This window comes from Arthrobacter sp. 05T423, from assembly GCF_056396245.1.
The window spans coordinates 51,108-74,505 of sequence record NZ_JBFTLC010000015.1 but is presented as its reverse complement, the minus strand read 5'-3'; the positions used below and the strand labels follow the sequence as shown (position 1 = coordinate 74,505).

Annotated in this window: 16 protein-coding genes and 1 pseudogene; 7 read left to right on the top strand and 10 right to left on the bottom strand. The window is 63.3% G+C overall.

What is annotated here, in order from left to right:
• Positions 1–781 precede the first annotated feature (781 nt).
• Positions 782–1,720 (top strand): hypothetical protein, encoded by a 939-nt coding sequence (locus AC1DFE_RS12855; RefSeq protein ID WP_476906257.1) that lies wholly within the window; start codon positions 782–784, stop codon positions 1,718–1,720.
• Between the two features lie 680 nt (positions 1,721–2,400).
• Here the strand turns inward: AC1DFE_RS12855 and AC1DFE_RS12850 are convergent.
• Positions 2,401–2,862 (bottom strand): pyridoxamine 5'-phosphate oxidase family protein, encoded by a 462-nt coding sequence (locus tag AC1DFE_RS12850; RefSeq protein ID WP_476906256.1) that lies wholly within the window; start codon positions 2,860–2,862, stop codon positions 2,401–2,403.
• A 418-nt stretch (positions 2,863–3,280) separates the two neighbouring features.
• Between AC1DFE_RS12850 and AC1DFE_RS12845 the strand changes: the two genes are divergently transcribed.
• On the top strand, positions 3,281–3,784 hold the full coding sequence (locus AC1DFE_RS12845; protein ID WP_476906255.1) for a dienelactone hydrolase family protein: 504 nt from the start codon (positions 3,281–3,283) through the stop codon (positions 3,782–3,784).
• 414 nt (positions 3,785–4,198) lie between these two features.
• A complete protein-coding gene (locus AC1DFE_RS12840) occupies positions 4,199–5,221 on the top strand; it encodes a DUF695 domain-containing protein (RefSeq protein ID WP_476906289.1) in 1,023 nt (340 codons plus the stop codon).
• Positions 5,222–5,502: 281 nt separating this feature from the next.
• Here AC1DFE_RS12840 and AC1DFE_RS12835 read toward each other — a convergent pair whose 3' ends face one another.
• The 3 genes and pseudogenes from AC1DFE_RS12835 to AC1DFE_RS12825 form a co-directional block, all read right to left on the bottom strand.
• The gene (locus tag AC1DFE_RS12835) at positions 5,503–5,805 is read right to left on the bottom strand and encodes a DUF1003 domain-containing protein (protein WP_476906254.1); all 303 of its coding nucleotides are present in this window, start codon (positions 5,803–5,805) and stop codon (positions 5,503–5,505) included.
• Positions 5,747–6,352: a WS/DGAT domain-containing protein gene (locus tag AC1DFE_RS12830; RefSeq protein ID WP_476906288.1), complete on the bottom strand. Its 606-nt coding sequence runs from the start codon at positions 6,350–6,352 to the stop codon at positions 5,747–5,749. Before AC1DFE_RS12830 ends, AC1DFE_RS12835 begins: the two co-directional genes overlap by 59 nt.
• A gap of 157 nt (positions 6,353–6,509) precedes the next feature.
• Positions 6,510–7,099 (bottom strand): annotated as a pseudogene (locus AC1DFE_RS12825) (wax ester/triacylglycerol synthase domain-containing protein); the annotation flags it as partial.
• A gap of 756 nt (positions 7,100–7,855) precedes the next feature.
• Between AC1DFE_RS12825 and AC1DFE_RS12820 the strand changes: the two are divergent.
• A complete protein-coding gene (locus AC1DFE_RS12820) occupies positions 7,856–8,479 on the top strand; it encodes a response regulator (RefSeq protein WP_476906253.1) in 624 nt (207 codons plus the stop codon).
• Between the two features lie 33 nt (positions 8,480–8,512).
• On the opposite strand, the gene AC1DFE_RS12815 is transcribed toward AC1DFE_RS12820, so the two are convergent.
• The 4 genes from AC1DFE_RS12815 to mgtA form a co-directional block, all read right to left on the bottom strand.
• On the bottom strand, positions 8,513–10,198 hold the full coding sequence (locus AC1DFE_RS12815; protein ID WP_476906252.1) for a GAF domain-containing sensor histidine kinase: 1,686 nt from the start codon (positions 10,196–10,198) through the stop codon (positions 8,513–8,515).
• Between the two features lie 278 nt (positions 10,199–10,476).
• On the bottom strand, positions 10,477–12,915 hold the full coding sequence (locus AC1DFE_RS12810; RefSeq protein ID WP_476906251.1) for an HAD-IC family P-type ATPase: 2,439 nt from the start codon (positions 12,913–12,915) through the stop codon (positions 10,477–10,479).
• A gap of 264 nt (positions 12,916–13,179) precedes the next feature.
• The gene (locus AC1DFE_RS12805; RefSeq protein ID WP_476906250.1) at positions 13,180–14,235 is read right to left on the bottom strand and encodes a zinc-dependent alcohol dehydrogenase family protein; all 1,056 of its coding nucleotides are present in this window, start codon (positions 14,233–14,235) and stop codon (positions 13,180–13,182) included.
• 347 nt (positions 14,236–14,582) lie between these two features.
• A complete protein-coding gene (gene mgtA, locus AC1DFE_RS12800) occupies positions 14,583–17,252 on the bottom strand; it encodes a magnesium-translocating P-type ATPase (RefSeq protein WP_476906249.1) in 2,670 nt (889 codons plus the stop codon).
• Positions 17,253–17,456: 204 nt separating this feature from the next.
• Here mgtA and AC1DFE_RS12795 point away from each other — a divergent pair, with 204 nt between their 5' ends.
• Positions 17,457–19,889: a phosphoketolase family protein gene (locus AC1DFE_RS12795; protein ID WP_476906248.1), complete on the top strand. Its 2,433-nt coding sequence runs from the start codon at positions 17,457–17,459 to the stop codon at positions 19,887–19,889.
• Between the two features lie 113 nt (positions 19,890–20,002).
• Here AC1DFE_RS12795 and AC1DFE_RS12790 read toward each other — a convergent pair whose 3' ends face one another.
• Positions 20,003–20,188, bottom strand: coding sequence for a YegP family protein (locus AC1DFE_RS12790; protein WP_476906247.1), 186 nt, complete (start codon positions 20,186–20,188; stop codon positions 20,003–20,005).
• 555 nt (positions 20,189–20,743) lie between these two features.
• Here AC1DFE_RS12790 and AC1DFE_RS12785 point away from each other — a divergent pair.
• Together AC1DFE_RS12785 and AC1DFE_RS12780 are read left to right on the top strand one after the other, a co-directional pair.
• Complete coding sequence (locus tag AC1DFE_RS12785; RefSeq protein ID WP_476906246.1) at positions 20,744–21,451, top strand: cytochrome b N-terminal domain-containing protein; 708 nt, start codon at positions 20,744–20,746, stop codon at positions 21,449–21,451.
• Positions 21,448–22,401 (top strand): hypothetical protein, encoded by a 954-nt coding sequence (locus AC1DFE_RS12780; protein WP_476906245.1) that lies wholly within the window; start codon positions 21,448–21,450, stop codon positions 22,399–22,401. Before AC1DFE_RS12785 ends, AC1DFE_RS12780 begins: the two co-directional genes overlap by 4 nt.
• Positions 22,402–22,731: 330 nt before the next feature.
• On the opposite strand, the gene AC1DFE_RS12775 is transcribed toward AC1DFE_RS12780, so the two are convergent.
• A complete protein-coding gene (locus AC1DFE_RS12775) occupies positions 22,732–22,992 on the bottom strand; it encodes an SHOCT domain-containing protein (protein WP_476906244.1) in 261 nt (86 codons plus the stop codon).
• Positions 22,993–23,398: the final 406 nt, after the last annotated feature.

Sequence of the window (23,398 nt, the reverse complement as noted above, 5' to 3'; positions counted from 1 at the left end):
CGGCGACTGCTGGGGCCGGTCCTGGCAGCGTCCGCGGTGGTCGCCCGGGCGGCCTTCGTTCTGGCGCCTCGAGAGCAGACAGTTGATTTCTCATACGTTGTCGACTCTGAACAGACGTTCGTATCGGATCAGATAGTCCTGCTGGACGTCGGAGCGCGGGCTGGATACCTGCTCATTGCCGCAGGTCTGCTGGCCCTGGCCTTCTGGCTTGGATACCGCCTGGGCGTCCAGGGTACCGGGCACCGGCTCGAGACAAACCCCTGAACCGCCCGAACTATCGTGGCGGTCGTCCCCGCGCATGCCCGCTAGCCGCGCTGACGGGGTTGGAGTTCAGGACCCGCCCGTAAGCCTTTCGCTCTGAAGGCCTTGGCAGCGGCGGGGACGGTATGGGCCCCGTCCTCGACCTGGCCTTGGCAGGAGGCAGGCCAGCGGAACGTCCTCCAATTGGCTGCGTTACGTGTGAAAACGTCCTATACGTCCGAGGCCGGGAGTTCTCGCAGCTACTTCTACTCCCATGGGTTGAACCCCGATAATTAATATTTCGTCAACCTACGGGCAACAGCGCTTGAGTGTTTGAGAATTTGAGGCCATTTCGTCGGTGCGGGGTATCCAAGGAGCACCCACTCCGCAAGTGACGGAGATGATGTGAGTTGCTTCATTACCGGCAAGGTAGGTACCTTCGTGTTTTACGAGTCAAGGCGGGCTATTGACGGTGGAAGGCGGGATTCCTAGCATGGGCGCAAGGTCTCAAGGAGTTCGCGACTGAACCGGAGCCCGAGAAATGGGAAACTTAAAAGACCGGAAGCCAAAGAAGACTTCTCATAGCAAAAAAACCGACAATACCCCGATCAAAGTCAAAGTCCTGACAGTGCTGCGGAAGCCTGTCGTTTGGATAGGGACGATTGTTTTAGCGGTCATGGCACCGCTTGTCACAGCTTGGATCAAACCCATAGCAACTGACACCTTTGGCAATCTCACGGACACTGGAGATCCCGTATCCGTTACCTATTCGCTGCAGGCAGCGCCGTCACAGCCTATGTCCCTTCCACCCGAGAAACCGTTGTCTTCGGACGACCTGGGACAACTCAACGAGCTAAAGCCAGCTGAACAGGGGGCATGGCTGGAACAACATGGCGGCATTCCTATAGGTAGGCGAAGCTTGTCTGTGACCCTGAAAGGAAATCGGACTCATCGCGTCAGGGTAAGTGACGTGCGGTTGCTCAGCGATTGTGCTGGGCCAAGCCGGGGGAGCCTTGCCATTACGGCACCTGGTCGAGGAGCAGTCTCGGATTCACGTGTCATCTTCTTGTTCGCCGGCAGTGTTTCGAGGGCACCCAATATTTACAATCCGACCACCCACTCGGTCGAACCGCTCTTTCCTGCAACGACCATCACCCTTGAACGTGCCGAGGAGGAGTACTTGCCTATGGAGCTCATACCCCAAGCGGGTGAGTTCTGCAGGGCGAAGGTGGAGTTGACGGTCATCGACGGGGACAAAGAGGTGCGGCAGCTCATCCCTGCCACCGGGGACGGCTTTCAGCTGCTGCCACTGGAGGAATTGGACGCGCCCTACCCCGCCATTTATCTCGGGGGTGAACTTTGCAAGAAGACGGTACGAGCGCCGGTCAACTATGCCAACGCAAGCTCCGTCTTACCGGTGGACACCGTGAAACAGGTTTGCGGTCCTGGCAATGGTGGGAGTTACACGACGGACCGTTGAACAAACACAGCCGTGCTTCGGACTCCGGGCAGCTAGCAACGTGGCAGTGCCGTGCTGGCCGGCGGAGCCATAGAGGCGGCTTTCGTCAAGCACAGGGAAAGTTGCGGTAGCCGTAAAGGGACCGCCTTCGTGGCCCTAGCGTCAGAATAGAGCGAAATCCAGTTTCATTGACAGTGGCTCGTGAAGTTCTCAGACCCCACCTTGACACCCGTACGGTAAGGAAATGGGGCTAGGGGCGCTTGGAATAGTCGAAATAGCCCTACGAAACCGGACTTGGCGAAGTCGATTGGGGCAATGAGTGGCTATGTCACATGTATCTCCATTTCTCCAACGTCTTTGCGCCCTGGACCACATGCGGCGGGCAGCGAGCACGGCCCAGACCCGCAGCCTGGTGAACACGCAGAAGCCGCACGGGTACCGGATTTTCAGCCACACGAGCGTACTCGCGTCAGCTGAGGTGCCCTACATCACGGCGGCATCACAGCGTAGACACGACGGGCGGCACCAGTTCCGAGGCACATTCACCATCAATAGAGGGGCTTACGCATACCCACTCCGGAAGGATCGGAGCCCCGCTCAGCCCAGCCCGGAATCATCCGGACAAAGTCGCCTTTCCCGCTGGCTTGCCTCTGCAAAGGTAGAGGGGCCGGCTGCTGGGCAAAGAACTCAAGGAGGAGAGATTATTCGAAGGACGTGCGACGCGGATCGTTGAGCCTGGTGTTCCACATATCTGGGGCGTTAACCTTAAACCGTCGGCCGGTCAGGGCTTTCGGTGACAGGCGCACGTAGTGGGACTTCGTTCCTGGTTCCCACGGCTCCAGGCCGAGGGCGTCCGCGGCGGATTGCTCATCCGGGTTCTCGATCAAGACCATGGCGCCCCTTGCCACGACACTCCATGCCTCCTGGCTGGCCGGCTCGTAGCCGTCGATCTCGAAAGCCGCTGGTTCTTCCTTCGTGGATTCCCACAGCTTCGTCCCTGGGGCTGTTCGGAATACGATGCTCCGGCGTTCCAGGACGAAATTCACGGGGAAGATCTCGGGACGGCCGTCCACGATGAGCGCCAGTCTTCCTACAACGGAAGAGGCCAAGAGCTCCCAGCACTCGTCGAAATCAAGCTTGCCGTCCTTCGATGCACCAGTCATGTACACAGATACTACTGTGAGGAGCCTCTCCTGCCGCCTCGGACCAAGCAGCACGGGCAAGCTGGTCCTGCCTCGCCGAGAGCGGGCGAGGCCCGAGTGCACATGAAAGCCCTACCGTGCGGAGCCGGTGTCTACCCACCGCTGACGGAACAGGCGTCGCCTATCTACTAACTAGCTGCCCGCCATCGCCCATAGGCGGCAGCCTTGGTAGCCGGATCCGGAGTCCGTCAGTCGTCCCGGGCTGCGGATGTAGTGAACGCGGGCAGCCAAGCGCAGCAGGGGTGCTCCTAGCTACTAGTGGCCAATGGCTCTTCCGCCTATGGCGCGACGCTGGTACACCGATGAGCAACTGGAGATGAGTCCGATATGCCGTGGAGGCGTTATGACGGATGTGAGTATTCGCCCTGAACGAGGTGACATGCCTGCTTACGCAGCAGCGCCGACCGGTGTTGGTCCTTGGCCCGGTGTTGTCGTCATCCACGACGCGCTCGGCCTGAGCCGCGATACCCGCGGGCAAGCCGACTGGCTGGCCAGCGAGGGTTTCTTCGCCGTGGCGCCTGACCTGTTCTACTGGGGCAGCAGGCCGACTTGCCTATGGTCTCTGATCCGCGGCTGGCGGCCCCTCGGCGATCTGGACGTCACCCGCGACTGGCTAGCCGGACGGAACGGGTGCACCGGCCGCATCGGGGTGATCGGCTTCTGCATGGGCGGCGGGTTTGCCCTCATGCTAGCCCCCGATCATGAATTCGCGGCGGCAAGCGTGAATTACGGCGGACTCGATGACGACACCGCACGCGCAATGCCCCCGGGCCTGTCCGATCGTGGGCAGCCACGGCGGCAGGGACCGCTGGCCGGGAGTTCGGAAGGTCCCGGCCCGTCTGGAGTCGCTGCTCACCCTTGCCGGAATAAAGCCTCCGGCTGATCACACTGGGGCAGGGCGCGCTGGATCATCTTCAAGTTCTGAACGCCGAGGAATCGACAGGACCGGCGGCGGGCTAGGGGTGAGCCTGCTGGCTGATGGGGGATGCCATCGGCTCGTTGCGTCGCCGGCCTGATTTCAGATTACGCCCCGGCTGCTCCTTTGGGAGCCTGAAAAGGCCGGGCCGCTTCGGCCTGCTGCTCACGGGACCCCCGCTCCTGGCGAACGAGCCGAGGTGGGAAAAGAATGTGTGGAGGGGCGCTCCTATGCGAGGAGGGGGCCTGGACGATCAGGAAATCCAGCCTTTTCCTAGGCAGGGACTGGCAGGCTCTGGACATCTGGCCGATGGAGGCGACGAGTCCCCTCCAGTGAGTCGATCCTGACTACTGGCCGCGACGGCAGGAGGGCATGGTGGGCATGCTGCAACACCGGAACGATGCGGTTCAGACGCACGCCATTGCCGCGTTTTGGCGGTGGTGGTCAGCAGAAGGTGGAGGGCTCCTCCATGATGCAGTCACAACTGGTGACTACGGGGACCTTCCGGACACCATCGATGCCATGGTCAAGGCGATTGGCGTGGGGCTCAGCTGGGAGACCGCGCCGGGTGTGAATGCCCGGCACCAGTTCTGTGTCTCAGGCCGGGGGGACCCCAGGCTGCGGGTCCTGGCCGAGCGGTGGCGGCGGGCTTCACCGCCGCCCACGTCCAGCTGGGAATTCGCTGGAGCCAGACATCAACGACCCGGCATGCTTGCGGTCACCTTCGACGTTGATGGGACCCCGATCAACCTGGGCCTGAGTCGTGTCGCGGTGACCCTGGACGAGGAACGGGCCCGGGCGCACGTCAGCGTCCACCACCCGTCCTTCACCAGATTGACCCCCGGCCACAGGCACCAGATCTCTTGCCTGCTGCTGGAATGGCTGCTCGGAGAAGACAACATCCAGCGATGGATCGGTAGCGTCACGGCCACTGAGACTGAACCCACGGACAACCTGCCGGCAACATCCCTTCCCGAGATCATCGACGCGATGACCTCCCGGCACGCGCACATCCGCTGGACACTGCAGGACGCCGGAACACCATCCGGGCCCCGCACGATCATCAAGGCGCTGCGCCCCCTCCGGTGGATCGACCATCCCCTGCTGGATCTGCACACGGCCCTCCAGGTCAGCTACCCGCAGACCCGCCCGGACGGGCTGCCGGATTACGACGAAGCAATCGACCTGCACAGGCTGGAAGAGGACCTGGCAGCAGTCCTCGGGCCCCGGGGCCTGCTTGCCGCCACCCAGACTTCAAACGGCCGGCGCATCCTGCACTGCTACACGGACTCCGAAGACCAGAACGGCCGGGACACCATCGACCGCTTCGCGGCAAACCGGCCCCACATCGAAGTGACCCACACCCACGACCCAGGATGGACCCTAATCAGCCCATTCAGTTAGCCGCAGAACATCCGGCCCTGCCTCCGGCGCTTCACAGCTGTCCCGGCGAGGAGGCCGGATCCAGGCACGAATGAGCCCCCCGACATTCGAGGCAGCTTCTCGACAAAAGTCTTCTTGACCTGCCGTCGCCGGCCTGCCCGAACGCGGACAGCTCGTTGAAGACGAAGCCGCCGACCTGGGCGGTGTCGCGAAGGTCCTTGACGTCGAAAATTCAGCAGGCGCCAGCAATGCCATGGTCTTGGATCAGGCCGTCCTGGTGGTCCTGAATGGCGTTGACATACTCAAAGGGACAGCATCGCCGAATCCTTGCCAACCCGCCTTGGCTGAGTGGCGATGAGCAGAATAGCGCCCTGAAGCCCGGCCAGCATGGACAGGAGCAGGTTTAGCAGAGTATAGGGGTAGGGGTCCCAGGCCTGCGCTGCTGCAAGATATGGGTTCAGCAGCACCCACACGCCTATGTCGCCGATGAACAGTCCTACGAACGTCCAGCTGCCCATACGGTTCCGCAGGCTGTCTGCCGCACGTTCACCGGTGCTCAGGCCCTCCTTGTGCCGCGCATGCCACGTGACTTTTCTTTCGCTCATCTGCCCAGCGTAAGAGGGACGTAGCATTCCTCCGAGAGGGGGACAGCGTCCGGTCCGTGCTGGGGTTGGTTTTGTGAAGCTTTGGCGGACCGATGGTCAGTTCTCGCCACCCACGAACCGTTGTTGCCGGGTCGAAGCTTATGAATGTGGTCAGCGCTTGTATCGCACTGAGAAGTTCCTCGCGCAGTCTTGCCAGGTCAGGGCATGTCTCGGGGTCGGCGATTGCTGTGATGGTCAGTGTGTCGGCGTAGGAAAGGACTGCAAAGGCAACGGTTACGTTCCCGCTGATGACTCCGAGCGGAATGATCCGGTTGACCGGTCTGCCCGCGACCGCCAGGGCTTGTTCCGGCCCTCGCAGGTTCGTGACGAACGTATGGACGAGATGCTGGTGGTCTATGAAGAAGCGGTAGGCGCCAAGGTGCACCAGACAGCGAGACATGGGACCTAGGATTGCAGCGGATGCCCCAGGAGGATGCTGCTTGGCAGTCCTTGTGATTGCCGCCACTGCCGCGAGCCGTCTTGTGGGCGGACCGACAGCTGGAACCAGTACAGGAATTACTCCGCTCCGGCTTCCGAGATCGGTGACTGTTGTGTGGCGGCGCGGCCGAGAAGAGCACGGAGATCACGAAATCCGTGACAGATTCACCCCGCCCCAGCAGCAGGTGGTGCAGGGCAGCCGATACGGCCGTGAGGACAAGGTCGTTTACTGTCGCGCCCTGCTGGCGGCCCGCTTTCTTGACTCCGTCCAGCTCGCAGCGGACGACAGCAAGTTGCCGCTGCGGACCTGTCGGGCGGTTGAGTGAACTGCGGGCAGCCCGGGCCGTGCCTGACACCCGCAGCTCGGAGGCTCCGACGGCTGCGGTCCGCAGCGCTGCGGGCAATCTGGCCGGTCCGTTGAAGCGGCTCCTTGCGGCATCAAGAGCCAGAGGCAGCGCGGAGTAGTGAGCCTCCCGCTCGTCGCGGTCATCCCTGCTGTCCCAACTTTCTTCTGTGTCTGCCAGGGCGTCCAGGACCGCCAGGCCCCCGATTCCGTCGGTGAGGACGTGGTGAAAAACGAAAACAAGCGCTGTCTGGTCCTCGCTTACGCCCGTGATGAGCTTTGCTTCCAGAGAGGCCGGTCGCGGGGCAGCGGTGCGACGAGCATTTCGGCGGCAATGTTCAGCATGGCGTCTTCACCGCCGGCGGCCGGACAGGCAACCAGGCCCAGATGATGTGCCGGATCAAAGCCGGAATCGTTGGCCCAGATGGGTCGGCCGCATCCGAAGGGCACATTGACAAGCCGTTGTCGTAGCCGGGGAACAGCACGGCCGAAGCGCCAGTGTGTTCAGCAGGGGAACCGGGTCTTTTGCGCCTTCCGTGCCGAGCATGAGGATGGCCCCGACCTGCATGGGCCCTGAGCCGCCACCGGCGTCCAGAGACATCATGTCTTCAGGGCTGACCCGGTCGAAATGTTGTGTGGGTGTCATTTCCGGTCTCCGGGGACGCCGATTTCTGGATTCCCTGTGATCGTCGGCAGGGAGGATGTAGAGGCGAAAGCCTCGCGCATCGGACGTACCCGCGGCGTCGGTCCTTTCCGACTGTGAAGGACGCGGCTGGGCCAAGCGGGATCCTCATCGCCCCTGGCTGCGCCTGGGCCCGAACAGGGCCGAGGGCGTTCTCCACCGGAGGGCAGCCCAAACACCCGGGAGGCGGTGCGGCGCCCGCACTGCCGGCAACTGGGGGTTGCCGAATCGGAACAGCCCCCGCTCCGATCTGGTTGCCATGCACTAACTGTTGAGTATCGGGGCCCCAGACACTAGGGCAAAACGTCCCCCGTGCCCGGCCTCCGGTGGCAATGCAGTTACCGGGTGATGCTTGCGTCTCAGCGGCCTGCGCACACGGACTTTGGTCCCTAGCAGGGGGGAAGTCCCGGGGGAAGAATGGGCAGTACGCACTGGCAACCAGTGCCAGGTGTCAGGTCCAGGACTGTGGTGGGAAGCAACGGGAGAATTCGGTGCAAAGGGAACCTGCGGGGGCAAATGAGACGGAAGGGCCGCATCAGCCTATCCGCGTGTTCGTCCTTGATGACCATGAACTCGTCAGGCAGGGCCTCAGGGAACTGCTGGAGGGCGAGGGATTCCAGGTGGTTGGGGAAAGCGGTTCGGCCGTGGAGTCGGCCCGCCGCATCCCTGCCCTGCACCCGGATCTCTCAATTCTTGACGGGCGGCTTCGTGACGGAACCGGCATCGAGGTGTGCAGGGAGGTCCGCTCTGTTGACCCGAGCCTGCGCTGCCTGATCCTGACAAGTTATGACGACGAGCAGGCCGTCCGGGGAGCGGTTCTGGCGGGGGCATCAGGCTACGTTCTGAAACAGATCCGGAGCGCGGAACTCCTTGATGGGATTCGCCGGGCTGCTGCCGGTGAGTCGCTTTTCCCGCCGGGAGTCGAGCAGCGCGTCATTGACGGCTTGTTCCACGCCCCGACTGACCCTCGATTGGAAGCCCTCACGGCCCAGGAGCAAAAGGTGTTGACGCTGATCGGTCAGGGCCTCACGAACCGCCAAATAGGTGAGGACATGTTCCTGGCGGAGAAGACGGTGAAGAACTACGTCTCTTCGATTCTGGCGAAGCTGGGTTTTGATCGTCGGACCCAGGCGGCGGTGTACGTTGCGAAGGGCACGCCGGGCCTGACCTAGAGGCATGCCTGGCCCGACAGGACGGGGACATGCTCATTCGCCGGTACTGGTCGGTTTGCCGTGCCCGGTATGCGCAGCCCATGTCACTCTGGTGCCGTTTCCCGGGGCAGTGTCGATGGTGCAGCTGCCGCCAAGGAGATCAGCACGGCGTTGGATGTTGGCCAGTCCGCTCGTCCGGGCAGGCTCGCTGAAGCCCTTGCCGTTATCGCTTATGAGCATCTTGACCTCTTCGGGCTCTGCTGAGACGGATATCTGGATCTCATCGGCTTCGGAGTGCCGCAGTGCGTTGCTAAGCGCCTCGGAGAGGACAGGGAGCAGCTGAGCGGCGACCTCTTCCGGCACCGTTTCGTCGACCGGGCCTGCGAAGACGACCTTGGGGCTGATGCCGGCGCTGCGGGAGTTTTCCTGCACGGCGCGGAGTATGCGGCCGGTGAGCGGCTCGGCGGCGCCGTCGGTCCGCAGGGAGTATATGGTGTCCCGCAATTCCCGGATCGTGTCGTCCAGTTCGGTTGTTACCGCAGCGATGCGGCCGTGAGCGACAGGGTCCGGCGTGTAGCGGCGCAGACTTTGGATGCTTAGACCGGCGGCGAACAGCCGCTGAATAACAAGGTCGTGCAGGTCACGGGCGATACGTTCCCGGTCGCTGAACAAGAGGTTCTGCTCCCGGAGGGCATTAATGCTCGCCAGGTCCAGCGCCAGTCCGATCCTGCTGCCGAACAGGGAGCTCGATTCAACGTCGGATTGAGTGTAGTCGGCCGAGCCGGCCTGCCGGGCGACGATCAGGATGCCGTTCTTTGTTCCCCGGTGACCTAAAGCGGATACGAGCACCGGCCCCAGCCGGTCGGGCGCCCCGGCCCCGGCCCCGAACACCTGATCGGGGCTTCGGGCCGTGCGGGGTTCCCCTGTCTCCATCACTGTCAGGGCGATGTCTGAGACCGGCAGTTCGTCTCCGGGGTGCGGGCCGTGCCCGCCCACCGACGACCGGCACCATAGCTTTCCGTCGGCGGACGGGACGGCGATTGCCGCCAGAACCGAGTTCGACACCCTCAGGGCGGTGTCGGCGACCAGGTCCAGGGTCTCAGCCTCTCCGGGCCGCCGGGCGCTAATCAAGAGGTCGCTCAGCTCCATTCCGGCCTCCAGCCATTTCTGCCGGCGTCGGCTGTCATCGAACAGGCGGGCGTTTTGGATTGCGATGCCGGCGGCGGCAGCCAAGGCGACCGCGAGGTCCTCATCCTCCGGGGTGAAGTCCTGTCCGCCGTTCTTTTCCGTCAGGTAGAGGTTCCCGAAGACCGTGTCGCGTACTCGGACGGGCACCCCGAGAAAGGTCTTCATCTGCGGGTGGTGCGGGGGGAATCCAGAGGCGATCGGGTGTTCTCTCAGGTCGTGCAGCCGGAGGGGTCTTGGCTCCCGGATCAGATGCCCCAGGACACCGTGTCCGGTGGGAAGGTCACCGATGCGGCTGATGCCATCCTCATCGATGCCCACGGTGATGAAGTGGCTCAGCTTCTGATCCTCTCCGATCACGCCCAGTGCCCCGTATCTGGCACCTACGAGTTCCCGCGCGGAATTAACGACACGGTGCAGAACGGCTTCCAGGCTCAGGTCTTCGGTAAGGGATACGACCGCGGCGAGCAGGCCGTTCATATGCTCCTGGGTGCGGAGCAGTTCATCTGCGCGGGCGACGAACTCGCGCAACAGGTCCTCTATCCGCCCCCTCATTGGAGTGCTCCATGAAGATTCCGAGTTCACGTGCTCCTGTCCTCCTCCTCGCGGACGGCCATGCTGTAGGCAGAAAGCGGCATTCCGCCTGCCACCCGGTGGGAACCGCATTATCTTCGCCTGGAGACCGGCGTTCTCCCGTTAAGGAGGGGACGTCTCATGGACAGTGTAAAGGAGACGCCGAAGCGCAGAAATACAATCCCGGGTCAAAGGCAGCGACCGAAACCGGCCCGCTTCGGAAAGGCTCTCACCGTGCGGCCGGGACTAAACCGGGGCGCTCATCCGGGCTCCCCGGGCTGCTGCAGCCCCTTGGTGTGCAACCGGGCTGCGAAGGCGACGGCTGTTGCTCCCACGGCGGCCGCGGCCACTGCGGCTACCGTGAGTGCGGGCGACGGCCATTCCAACATGAAGAACTCCCTCAGGAGCGGAACGGTGAGGACCAAAGCCAGCCCGGCATACATCCCGCCGACAACGCCCACCTTCAGGGGGTTGAGCGGCCGGGAGACTTCGGCAAGGACAACAAGGGCAACCAGCGACAGCGTCAGGACTGATGCTGTCCGCACGGCCTCGACTGTTGCCCCGCCGCTGATCCTGGCATACGCGTTCACGGCCAGGACCGCGGTGGCGATGATGATCCCGGCGGGGATGGCAAAGGACAGTGAGCGTCTAAGGAAGCCGGGCCTGCTCCGGCGGGCATTGGGCATCAGGGCGAGGAAGAACGCAGGGATGCCGATGGTGAGCCCGTCGGTGGCGGAGAGCTGACGGGGAAGGAAAGGGAAGCTCCATAACAGCGCACCGAAGCACAGGGACAGTGCGAGGGCATAGACCGTCTTGCTCAGGAACAGGACCGACACCCGTTCCATGTTCGCGATGACCCGGCGTCCTTCCGCTACCACCGAGGGAAGCCGGTCGAACCGGCCATCCAGAAGCACCACGCGGGCAACCGCCCGGGTGGCAGCTGCAGCCGAATCCATGGCGATGCCAAGATCTGCTTCTTTCAGGGCCAGGACGTCATTCACGCCGTCTCCGGTCATCGCCACGGTATGCCCCAGTCTTTTCAGGGCCAGGACCATCTCCTTCTTTTGGCTCGGTGAAACCCGACCAAAGACCGAGTGCCCTTCCAGTATTTGCTCAAGAAGCCGCGGATCATCGGGCAGGTTCCGGGCATCGTATCCTTCAACCGTGCCCAGTCCGATCTCCCGGGCAACGGCTGCGACGGTGGCCGGAGCGTCGCCGGAAATGATCTTCAGGGTGACACCCTGGCGGCGGAAGTAGGCCAGAGTCTGGGCGGCATCGTGTCGGATCTTTTCCCGGAACGTCAGGAGCACCACGGGGGCCGGCGCGGGAGGCAGGGGCACCTTTGTCTCGTCGTCGACCGGCAGCACGTCCGGTGTGTGGGCCAGGACCAGCGTGCGCCGTCCTCCCGATGCGAGGGTCTGTGCCGCGCCCAAAGCCCCTGCGGTCACCGGGCTGTTTCCGGTCAGGACGATCTCCGGGGCGCCGATGAACCATGTCCCGGTCGCGGGATGACCCGGGCTGAATGCCGCGGCGCTCCATTTCCTCAGCGAGGAAAACGGGGCCATGGCGGCCGGACGTGGCGTGCCGTCCGCTGAAAACTGTGGGGCAAGGCTGCGGGCCGTGGCGTTGGCATTGGGATCGGCACCGAACCACCCGAGCGCCTCCTCCCAGCCCGGCGGCCGTTCGGTCCCCACCCCGTGAATGGAATCGAAGGTGATGCTTCCTTCGGTGAGGGTCCCCGTTTTGTCCAGGCAGAGGACGTCGACCCGTGCAAGCCCCTCGACAGCGGCGAGTTCCTGGATGAGTACTTTCTGGCGCGCGAGCCGGACCCCACCGACGGTGAAGGCCACGCTGGTCAACAGGACCAGTCCTAGGGGGATCATGGCGATGGTACTTCCGACGGCGCCGACAATGCCCGTGGTCCAGGCGCCCGTTGCCAGTGCCCGCCGCCAGCCTCCCTGGGCCTGCATCTGGCCATTGATGACGATGGCCATGGCGGGCACGAGCGCCCAGGATATCCAGCCGAGGACTCTATTGACCCCGTGGCGGATTTCTGAATTGACGAGTGAGAAGCGCTTGGCTTCGGCCGTGAGGCTGCTGGCAAACGACTCGGCGCCGACCCGGATCACCCGGGCCTTTCCCTGGCCTGCGACGATAATCGAGCCCGAGAGGGCCTCCGCGCCGGGAAGCTTGGCCACGGGGTCCGCTTCGCCGGTCAGAAGCGACTCGTCGATTTCCAGCCCGTCGCAATCAAAGAGGGTGGCATCAGCTGTTACCTGATCACCGGCGCGCAGCACGAGGATGTCGTCCCTGACGACGCCGGCGGCAGCGATATCGCGAAGGCTTCCGGCGCGCAGTACCCGCGCGGTGGGGGATTCAAGCACGGCGAGCCGATCCAGCAGCGACTTGGCGCGGTACTCCTGCACCACGCCGATGACTGCGTTGCCCAGCGCGGCGAAACCGAACAGCGCATCCCGCCACTGCCCCAGAATCAACAGCAACATGAAGCCTGCGCCAACGATGGCGTTGAAAAGAGTCAGAACATTCGCCCGCAGAATCTGCCACACACTTCTGCTCGGATCATCGGGAACCGAATTAGTCTGCCCGGCAAGAACGCGTTCGCGGACCTGTTCGTCCGAGAGCCCGACTACAGAATCTGCTCCCTCGGCAGGCTCATCAACGAGGTCCGTGGGCGTCATCCTCAACCCTTTCTAGCGGCCGTTCCCGTGCTGACTGGATGTCCGGCCCGGCCTCAGCATCTCGAACACCTACAGGACGACCCGCCACCACGCGCCAATGAGCGGCAGCGGGTCCGCTTGACCGCTCGAAGCGTGGGCGTCGTCGGCAAGTTCCGCCTCCCACCTCGCGCCCGCTCGCCCGGCAGCAGATAGTTGTCCCTGCCCACGAACAAGTTCCCGTCCACATTGGCGTCAACGATGTTTGCCGTCACTGGGGTTCTCCCGTCACGCCGTGATGACCACTTTCAGGGCTTTTGTCTCGGCGGCACGGGCGAAGGTGTCGTAGGCGTCGATGAACTGTTCGAAAGTGAAGTGGTGGGTGGCGAACCTGTCGGCCGGCAATTTCTGCTGCGCCACGAGCTTGAGCAGCATGGGCGTGGTGTTGGTGTTGACCAGGCCCATGCTGATGTTGATGTTGCGGATCCAAAGATCCTCCACGTGAAGATCCACGGGCTTTCCGTGGACACCGACATTAGCGACGTTTCCTCCGGGACGGACGATGTGAGTGCACATCGTGAACGTCTCCGGTATCCCTACGGCCTCGATGGCCACATCCACGCCCTGCCCGTCGGTGAGCTCCATTATCTGCTCTTTCCAGTCCGGGGAATCGGCACGGACGGTGTCGGTGGCGCCGAACTCTGTTGACTTTGCAAGGCGATTGGGGTCCATGTCCACAGCGATAATCCGGGCCGCCCCGTAGAGGCCGGCTGTTGCAGAGGCGGCGAGCCCGACCGGGCCTGCTCCGATGACAGCGACCGTGTCTCCGGGCTTGACCCGCCCGTACTGCACACCGATCTCGAATCCGGTGGGCAGGATGTCCGAGAGCATGACAGCCTGGTCGTCGCTGACTCCGCCGGGCAACAGATACAGGGAGTTCTCGGCGTAGGGCACACGGACGTACTCTGCCTGGGTGCCGTCGATCAGGTGCCCAAACACCCAGCCGATACCCGACGCCCCTTCCGTCCCCAGACAGTGCGAATAGAGGCCGCTCTTGCAGTTGGCACAGTGGCCGCAGGACTTGATGCAGGAGATGAGGACCCGGTCCCCGGGCTTGAGCGAGGTTACGGAGGGGCCGACCTCGGTGATGGTCCCTACTCCCTCGTGGCCCAGGATCCTGCCTTTCTGCACCGCCGGGACGTCGCCCTTGAGAATGTGCAGATCAGTACCGCAAATGGTCGTAGTGTCCACTTTGACGATGGCGTCCCCGGGGTTCTGTATCTTGGGGTCCGGCACGTCCATCCATGATTTGTTGCCCGGACCGCCGTAGACCATTGCTTTCATCTCTGTTCCTCCCTTGATTCTCGCGGGGTCGCCTTGCCTGCTGCCGGGAGGACACAGGTTGCCCGCGTCCCCGCGCTGCGGGCGGGTTATGGGCCTGATCCTGCGTCAATGGCGCCGCTTGCCGTCGTTAGTTTCAAGGATGGCGGTCTGCCCCGGTCCCGGAAAAGGGGCGAAAGTCCCGGTCTGCTTAGAAGGGGAGAGCGTCCGGCCCGGTCCGGGACCGCACGCCGTGGCTGCGGGCTGTTGAGGTCACACGGCAGGCTTCGTGTCCTTCCCTTTTTGACGAGGAGCTGGCGCCGCGGAGGCTCTTGCCGTCCTCTTTCCCGATGGTCATCCGGGCCTGGACTTCAGCGGGCAGGAGGTCCGTTGGACTGACGAAGGGACCTCTTCGGGGCCGGGGCGCTGAAGCGTGCCGCCCGGCGGTGGATGTGGTGCCCGGCGGCGCGCCGAAGGGGCGCATGGATCGCTGGGGAGACCCTGTCGAAGAATGACTTTTTTGCTGTCTCGACGAGGAGCAGGTATCCGATGAGCATGAGCACGAGGGTTACAAAGAACGGTGCCGGCAGCATATCGAATCCCAACACGGCAGCCACGGGTGACAGTGGGAGGAAGACACCGGCCACGACAACTGCGCCTGCTGCGGCGGTAAGGCCCGGTGAGGGCCGGCTCCGGAGGAAGGGAACTCTGCGTGTGCGGATCACGAAGATTATGAGGGTCTGCGTTGCAATCGATTCCATGAACCATCCGGCACGGAATTCCCCGGGCGCGGCGTGGAAGATGCCGAGCATCAGCGCGAACGTGGCGAAGTCGAAGAGGGAACTTATCGATCCGAAGACAATCATGAACCGCCGGATGAATCCGATGTTCCAATGTGCGGGGGCGTGCAGTTGTTCGGTGTCGACACGGTCGCCAGGTATCGCCAGCTGGCCGGTGTCATAGAGCAGGTTGTTGAGGAGAATTTGTCCGGGGAGCATGGGAAGGAACGGTAGAACAGCCGAAGCCGCGGCAGCGCTGAACATATTGCCGAAGTTGCTGGACGTTCCCATAAGCACGTACTTGATGGTGTTCGCAAAGATCCGGCGTCCCTCCGTCACACCATCGGCAAGGACGCCCAAGTCCTTGTCCAGCAAAACGATGTCGGCCGCGTCCTTGGCCACGTCCGTCGCTGTTTCCACCGAGATACCGACGTCAGCCTGGTGCAGGGCCAGAGCATCATTGACGCCATCGCCGAGAAAGCCCACGGCTCTGCCCGCGGTGCGCAGAGAACGGACAACCCGGGCTTTCTGTTCGGGCGAGACCCGCGCGAAGATACCGCATTCCGAGACGGCCTCGCCCAACTCGGCATCCGAAAGGCCCTCGATCTGTTGTCCGGTCAGCGTCCCACCGGATACCAATCCCAGGTCCGAGCAGATCTTCTCGCTGACGCTCGCGTTGTCGCCGGTCGCGATCTTGACAGAAACACCGAGGTCCGCCAATCGGTTCAAGGATGCTTTGGCTGTGCTTTTAGTGCGGTCGTGGAACACCAGAAAGCCGGTCAGGGTCATCTGCTCCTCATCGCCCGCTGCGAAGCGGGTCCGTCCCGGAGCAGGCCGGCCGGCGACGGCTATGACCCTTGCCCCGCTCTCGAATTGTTCCTGAAGGACGGTCAGGGCTTGTGGAGGGGTGCCGGTGCAATGCCGCAGGACGTCTTCCGGCGCGCCTTTGGCGATGACCTGTGCCGGACTGGATCCTCCCTGGACCAGCACGCTGACCATTCTGCGCTGGTGGTCGAACGGAATGGTGTCCAGCCGCTGATATGAGGATGGATCAAATGTTCCGGCCGCAGCGGATTGCCACAGGGCGCTATCCAATGGATTCAGACCAACCCGTGGGGATCCTGGCTCGCTGATGCCTTCTGTTGCCAGCAGACCCAGGGTCAGGACCGATTCTGCGGTGCTGCCCGGGCGGACAGGTATCGAGCGTTCGAAGGTGATTTGCCCTTCGGTCAGGGTGCCTGTCTTGTCGGTAACCAGTACGTCCATGTCGCCCAGATCTTCGATGCACACCAGACGCTTGACCAGCACGCGGTGGCGGGCGAGTTCCCTGGTGCCGGAAGCAAGGCACGTGCTGACCACTGCCGGCAGGAGCTGGGGGGTGATGCCGACGGCTATTGCCAAGGAGAACAGCAGTGCCTCAATCAACGGCCGTGCCAGCAGGAGATTCGTGATGAAGATCAGGCCGGTCAGGGCGAAGGCTACTTGCATGAGCAGGAAGGAGAAGCGGCTTAAGCCCTTTTGGAATTCCGTCTGGGGCTGCCGGGTTCCCAGGCCTGTTGCTATCCGTCCAAACTCGGCCCGGGAGCCCGTGGCGACGACGACTCCGGTGCCCCTGCCAGCGGAGACCACTGTTCCCATAAACACGCATCCCGGACTTCCGCCGGCGCCATCATGGCCGGCAACGACGGCGGCATCCTTGTCTGCCGGCAGGGATTCGCCCCTCAGTATGCTCTCATCACATTGAAGGTCCTCGCTGCTCAGGAGTCTGACGTCGGCGGGGACCACCGCCCCGAGCGTCAGGAGCACGACGTCACCGGGAACGAGATCAACCACATGGGCCATGGTCCTCTCGCCGTCCCGCAAAGCGACGACGCTGTGCGTGACGCGTGAATGAAGCGCCTCAGCAGCCCGTTCGGCGCGGAACTCACTGCTGAAGCCTAAAAGGATGCTCAGGAGAAGGATGACACCAATCACGACCGCGTTGGCGGGATCACCCAAAAAGACCGAGAGCACTGCGGTGATGATGAGCAGGATCAGGATGGCGCTCCGAAGCTGCCGGGCCAAAACCATCCACGGGCTGGCGCGGTGGGTGCGGATGGCGTTCGGGCCACTAACGTCCCGACGGCGGCTGGCTTCCAGCGTTGTCAGCCCTGTAGGCCCGGACTTCAGCCGCTTGAGCAACTGCTCGCCTGTCATTCCCGCAGCATCGGAGACGGTAATTTCCGGAACGGACGCCGCAGGGGGTGTCCGAAGTAACTCCACAAGTGCTCCTTCCAGCCGCGGCCGGCAGCCCGGCACCGTTCCCGCGCCCCCGTCAAAGCCATTCTCGGGTGCGGCCATGTCGACAGCCAAGGGCCCAATGGCTCTACGCCAGCTCTTCCGGACTCTGCCACTGTGAAACCAGACAAGTCCACCTACCGGAAAATGCGCGCGTCCCGGCGGGCCAAGGCAGAAGAGGCAACACCTATGGAAACAGCAACGATCCTCCCTGAAACTGAGGAAGAGGACTTCGGACCCCTGGACCGCTACTGGTCCGCAGCAAATTACCTCACCGTGGCCCAGATCTACCTACAGGAAAACCCGCTGCTCCGGGAACCGCTGCTGCCGGCCCACATCAAGCCCCGGCTTCTGGGACATTGGGGCACGAGTCCCGGCATGTCCTTGATTTATGCCCACCTGAACCGGCTGATCAGACGCACCTCGGCAAAGGTCCTGTTCGTTGCCGGCCCCGGCCATGGGGGTCCCGCGGTCCTCGCCAACGTTTACCTCGAGGGCACGTACTCGCAGATATACCCGAAAGTGGGGATGGATCTTGCAGGGCTCCGGCAGCTGGTGCGGCAATTCTCCACGCCCGGCGGCGTCGCGAGCCACGTCGGCCCGACCACTCCCGGTTCCATCCACGAAGGTGGTGAGCTTGGCTATTCCCTGATGCACGCCACCGGAGCGGCGATGGACAACCCCGGGCTGATGGTCGCCTGCGTCATCGGTGACGGGGAGGCCGAGACCGGGCCGCTGGAAGCATCCTGGAAGGCACCGTCATTCCTCAACCCGGCACGCGACGGCGCCGTGCTGTCGATCCTGCATCTGAACGGGTACAAGATCTCCGGCCCGACCGTGCTCGGCCGTCATTCCGACAAAGACGTCGAAGGGCTGCTGAGGGCCCATGGATGGGAGCCTGCGACTGTTTCGGGCGACGATCCCATGCGCGTCCACCGGGCTCTCGCGGCGGCGATGGACGCAGCCTACGCCGACATCCGTAAACTGCAATCCCTGGCGCCCAGCCAGGGCGTGCACGGTCCAGCACGATGGCCAGCCATTATCCTGCGCACCCCTAAAGGCTGGACCGGGCCGGCCGCAGTTGACGGCCTCCCCGTGGAAGGAACCTTCCGGTCCCACCAAGTGCCCCTGCCAGGCGTCAGGGAGAACCCCGAACACCTGGCCCAGCTGGAGGCCTGGATGCGCTCCTACCAACCCGAAACACTTTTCGACAGCACCGGGCGGCTCGTTCCCGAGCTGGCCGCACTTGCCCCGGAAGCCGGTCTGCGCATGGGTACATCCCATGACAGCCGGGGCGGCGCCGGGACAGCACTGGAAATCCCCGAGCTGAAAAAGTACGCCGTCCCGACATCGCCCCGAGCAGCAATCATCCACGAGACCACCCGGCCGCTGGGTGAACTGCTCCGCGACATCTACGCTGCCACGGACACCGACCCACGCTTCCGGCTCTTCTGCCCGGACGAAACCACCAGCAACAGGCTCGGGGCAGTCTTTGAGGCCACCGACCGGTGCCTTCTGGAACCCGCCAGGGAAGGGAAAGACGCCGACTTCGGTGACCACGTCTCACCCGCCGGCCGGGTCATGGAAGTCCTCTCCGAGCATCTGTGCCAGGGGTGGCTCGAGGGATACCTCCTCACCGGCCGGCACGGTCTCTTCGCCAGCTACGAGGCCTTCGCTATGGTCAGCGCCTCCATGACCGTCCAACACGCCAAGTGGCTGCAGCACGCCCGCGAGCTCAAATGGCGCCAGCCGGTTCCAAGCCTGAACATCCTGCTGACCTCCACCTGCTGGCGCAATGACCACAACGGATTCAGCCACCAAGGCCCAGGCCTGATCGACACAGTCCTGTCCCTCTCAGGCACCGTTATCCGGGTCTACCTGCCCCCGGACGCAAACACCCTGCTGGTCACCGCCGAACATGTCCTGCGCAGCAGGGACTACGTCAACCTGGTCGTCGTGGACAAACAGCCGCACCCGCAATACCTCACGCTCGAGGAAGCCAGGCAGCACGCCTCGGCAGGGGCCTCCATCTGGCACTGGGCCGGCAACGAGGAGCATGCCGACGCTGCACCCGATGTCATCATGGCCTGCGCCGGGGACGTCCCCACCCAAGAGACCCTTGCCGCATCTTGGTTGCTGCAAAGACACCTACCCGACCTAGTGGTTCGTGTCATCAACGTCATGGATGCCATGGTCCTGCCTCCGCGGGACGCCCATCCCCACGGACTGTCCGAGGAAAAGTTCAAGGAGCTGTTCACAGCCGACACGGAAGTGATCATGGCCTGGCACGGCTATGCGCGCGCCCTCCACCAACTCCTTCACGGACGGCCCCGCCCGGAACGTTTCCACGTCCGCGGCTACAACGAACAGGGAACCACCCCCACCCCCTTTGACATGGTCGTCCTGAACAAAATGAGCCGCTACCACCTGGTTCTGGAGACACTGCGGCGCATCCACCGGCAGGTCCCCGGCGCCGATGAGCTCGTCGACTTCTGCCGCAGACAGCTGGACGCGCATGCGCTCTACATCCGGGAGCACTTCGAAGACCTCCCGGAGATCCGGGACTGGCTCTGGACACCGCCCAAACCACCGGTCGGCGTTTTACCGTTTCCCGGCAGCTGAGTTAGTGGAATGAGCTGGACAGGCCGACAAGGACCGGAACGGACTGAGCGCTAGTGCGGAACGGTACCTGCGGGCACGTTCCCAGGCGCTGCCCCGGCGCGGCGAATGACGTCTCAGTGTCCCGTTAGGTCCACGACGGGCGCAGAGGGCGCGTTGTTCTTCACTGATTCAAGGTTCGCGAGGGCCTCTTCCTTGCTGCAGTACGCCTCGCTGGTGACAACAACCTCGTCATTTCCTCCCTTGATTCTGAACCTGAAGAATCCCGCGTTGTCCGTGTAGACCTCAATGGTGGCTTTCATTCGAGTGTCCTTTGCCGCTCCGTTGGGGTCGGGCTGTCTTGCTTCGCCAATTCTGTTGCCGTCAGGATTCAGCGGATCCGCAAATCTTGCCAGTGCCTAAAGTCACGGCGCGGGTAAGGTCACGGTGCCGCCGGATTGGGGGTGATGGAGGACTTTGCAACTGGCCCAGTTCGGGAGCACGTCCCGAAGAACAAGAAGCGACAAAGACATGAAGTGGCAAGACGGGGGAGGGGCCGTAGCTCGCTGACACAAGGCCCGGGGACTTTGGACTCTGCCGGGGCGGCTGGTTTCCGGTCAGAATCTGCCTGTGGGGGTGTTGGTGGGGCTACACAATTAGCCCCGGTGATGTGCCACAAATACATAGTTGTCCGTTGTAGGGCAGGAGGCCAGGATGTGCGGGTTCCAGATGGTGGCAGATGTTGTCCCGGAGCCGGGGATCTATGTGGGGTGGGGAGATTTACTGATTCAGCTGGGCAACCTGGTGGTCATAGTGATGATGCTCGTTTTGTTCGTTCTGGCCCTAATATTGCCGTTTCCCGGCGGGAGGGGCCGGAAATGAGCTCCGAGGTCGGCCCGGTCGAACAAATGCAGCGTTTCTCGACGTGGACGGGCAGGGCCCGTGGATGGTTACTGGATCGTCTTCCACCGGAGAAGTTTATGCCTGAAGACCAGCCAATCTATGTCTCTTCTTGGATCTATGTCTTCGGCATGGGGGCGATCACGTCCCTCGTCTACACCCTGATCTCAGGCTGGGTCCTGGCCTTGAACGGACCCGCCTGGTACCACGTCTCGGAAGTGGGCCACTTCATCAACAGCACCCATTTGTGGAGCGTCGAGCTCTTTTTCATGTTCATGGTCGTCCATCTATGGGGCAAGTTCTGGATGGCCGCTTGGCGTGGCGGGCGGGTGCTGACCTGGATCACGGGAATGCTGGCATTTGTTGCCTCGATCGTAACGGCGTTTACCGGATACCTGGTGCAAACAAACTTTGATTCGCAGTGGATTGCGTTCCAAGCCAAAGATGCGCTCAACGCGGTGGGCGTGGGGGCATGGTTCAACGTGGCCGACGTGGGGCAGGTCTTGATGTGGCATATCACCCTGCTGCCGTTGGCCCTCGGGGTCGTGGTGGTCCTGCATGTGGTGCTGGTCCGCGTACACGGAGTGGCGCCACCCCTGGACGCCAGCGAGGACGATGCCCAGCTTACGGACGCCCATCCTCGGGACAGGTCGCCCGTCAATGGGGCGGAAGAAACACGGCCATGAACCCACGGAACAAACAAGAGCTTTCCCGTCGGCGCGAGGACATTGCACGCAGCGCTTGGCATGGCAGGGTGCGGGAGTACGACCTTTTCAAGGAACTCACAGTCGGCATGGTCGTCGTCGGAATCCTCGTTCTTGGGCTTTCGGCCTTCGTGGGCTCCCCGGACGCACCCAGCGTCAGGCTCAAATCGTGGGCGACCGCAGCCCCGTTTGACTTTGTGGCGACCGCGGCTGCCGAGCTGGCAGGGAGTAGTGACACTGCCGGATACGGGCCGCCGTACAACACAACACCGGACGCCACACAAAAACTTGGCCCCATCGACCTACAAGGCCTCTCCGGGGCGCGCCTTCCCATCGATACCGCCAAGGAATTCGCCATCGATCCGCTGCGGTCCCTGCCTTCGCCGCCCGCGGCAGTCGCAGACTGGGCAGCCGCCCCGGACACTCGGCGTAGCCGGTGGGCCAGCGCCTACACGGATGCGCTGGACAAAGCCCCGGACAACGACCCCGCGAAGGTGGCCGCAGGCGATTACGGTCCCGTGCCTGCATTGGCCAGCGCGCTACTAAAGATGGCCCAACAAGGCGCCCTTGACCCCGTACTGACAAGCAAAGGGACCTTTTACAACGCCAACTACACGGCCAGCATCCTCTTCCTCGGGGACGGGAAGTATTTCCCTGCGCTAGCGGATGCCCAGCACCTGACCGGTGACCAATGGGGAATGATGAACGAGACCGGCAACTATCCCGGCCAGTCCTGGCTGTGGCTGTTCTCCCTGCTCTACCAAGTGGAACCATATAAGTCCTCACCCGACGCCGACATCCTGGCGGTTTTCACCATGGTCATCCTGACGCTTCTGCTGACGCTGGTCCCGTTCATCCCCGGTCTGAGGTCACTGCCGCGCTGGATTCCGGTTCACCGGCTGATCTGGAAGGACTACTACCGGCACCGCTGACGCGGTCACCTGTTTCGGTGCCGTACGGCCCGTGCGGTCCGCTTCGGGCTTAGATCATCCCCTTGGTGGCCGGCGAACCACATAGCACGGGGCGCGTGTTTGCAGGGCGGTGTGGCCGTTGAGCCCATGGTGCGATGGACGAGGCCGTGGCCTCTGATACCGGCCATGACCGGCAGGCGTCCTTGGCATCCTCCAGGAGTGAACCGGGGACTATGTTAATGGCGTGCTTGTCTGTCGAGAGTTCCAGGACGGCTATTGCAGCGATGGCGGTGCGCGCCAAGGAATTGAGAAGTTTCTGAACCTCTTGTGCCCCCGGTCACGGCCCGGCCCTTACGGTTTGCGCCTGAGGGCATCGAGGCGGGCCTTGTACTCGGCCTCGTCGATCTCCCCGCGGGCGAATCGCTGGCTGAGGATCCGCGCCGGGTCATCGTGCCCGTGGCCCGGCGGGTAGTACCAGCTTCCGCCCCAGCCGGTTCTGGTTCCGCGGACCAGGAAGACAATGAGCAGGGCTATACCTCCCCAGAGCAGGAACATCATGATGCCCATGACCACCCAGCCCCCGACGCCCCAATCACCGTAGCCGTACATCATGTCGTTCTCCTCCGCTCACAACACAGTTTCTGCCTCGGCCACGCCATGAGACAGGGCCTTTGGACCCGGCCGCCGACCGATGGGCACTGCCCCAACGTGCGCAACCCGGCGGAGACCTGGAGTGGGCCCCACGGCCCCGACAGAACTGGGCGGCCCACCGTTTCAACCTTCGTTTTCAGCACCGGAACGGCCATTCCACGCTCTGTCCCAGAGTCGCATCCGCGCCGCGTGAGGCACAGCGGTACAGCCACAATCCTTGTCGCTGCCGCGGCAGCGCTCCTGCTGACCGCAGCATCCCTGCTCGCGCTGGCCCTCTTCAGCGCACCCAGAGCGGTCCGCCCCGTGCGAACAACGGCCTGCAGCGTCCCGGCACTTCCCGGCACCACGGTCCGGGCAACCGAGACAG

What these genes read in the sequence shown, in the direction of transcription:
- AC1DFE_RS12855 (WP_476906257.1), top strand. Translation starts at nt 782, where the DNA reads ATGGGAAACTTAAAAGACCGGAAGCCAAAGAAGACTTCTCATAGCAAA.
- AC1DFE_RS12850 (WP_476906256.1), bottom strand. Translation starts at nt 2,862, where the DNA reads ATGACTGGTGCATCGAAGGACGGCAAGCTTGATTTCGACGAGTGCTGG.
- AC1DFE_RS12790 (WP_476906247.1), bottom strand. Translation starts at nt 20,188, where the DNA reads ATGAAAGCCACCATTGAGGTCTACACGGACAACGCGGGATTCTTCAGG.
- AC1DFE_RS12785 (WP_476906246.1), top strand. Translation starts at nt 20,744, where the DNA reads ATGAGCTCCGAGGTCGGCCCGGTCGAACAAATGCAGCGTTTCTCGACG.
- AC1DFE_RS12815 (WP_476906252.1), bottom strand. Translation starts at nt 10,198, where the DNA reads ATGAGGGGGCGGATAGAGGACCTGTTGCGCGAGTTCGTCGCCCGCGCA.
- AC1DFE_RS12810 (WP_476906251.1), bottom strand. Translation starts at nt 12,915, where the DNA reads ATGACGCCCACGGACCTCGTTGATGAGCCTGCCGAGGGAGCAGATTCT.
- AC1DFE_RS12795 (WP_476906248.1), top strand. Translation starts at nt 17,457, where the DNA reads ATGGAAACAGCAACGATCCTCCCTGAAACTGAGGAAGAGGACTTCGGA.
- AC1DFE_RS12835 (WP_476906254.1), bottom strand. Translation starts at nt 5,805, where the DNA reads ATGAGCGAAAGAAAAGTCACGTGGCATGCGCGGCACAAGGAGGGCCTG.
- AC1DFE_RS12845 (WP_476906255.1), top strand. Translation starts at nt 3,281, where the DNA reads ATGCCTGCTTACGCAGCAGCGCCGACCGGTGTTGGTCCTTGGCCCGGT.
- AC1DFE_RS12780 (WP_476906245.1), top strand. Translation starts at nt 21,448, where the DNA reads ATGAACCCACGGAACAAACAAGAGCTTTCCCGTCGGCGCGAGGACATT.
- AC1DFE_RS12840 (WP_476906289.1), top strand. Translation starts at nt 4,199, where the DNA reads ATGCTGCAACACCGGAACGATGCGGTTCAGACGCACGCCATTGCCGCG.
- AC1DFE_RS12805 (WP_476906250.1), bottom strand. Translation starts at nt 14,235, where the DNA reads ATGAAAGCAATGGTCTACGGCGGTCCGGGCAACAAATCATGGATGGAC.
- AC1DFE_RS12775 (WP_476906244.1), bottom strand. Translation starts at nt 22,992, where the DNA reads ATGATGTACGGCTACGGTGATTGGGGCGTCGGGGGCTGGGTGGTCATG.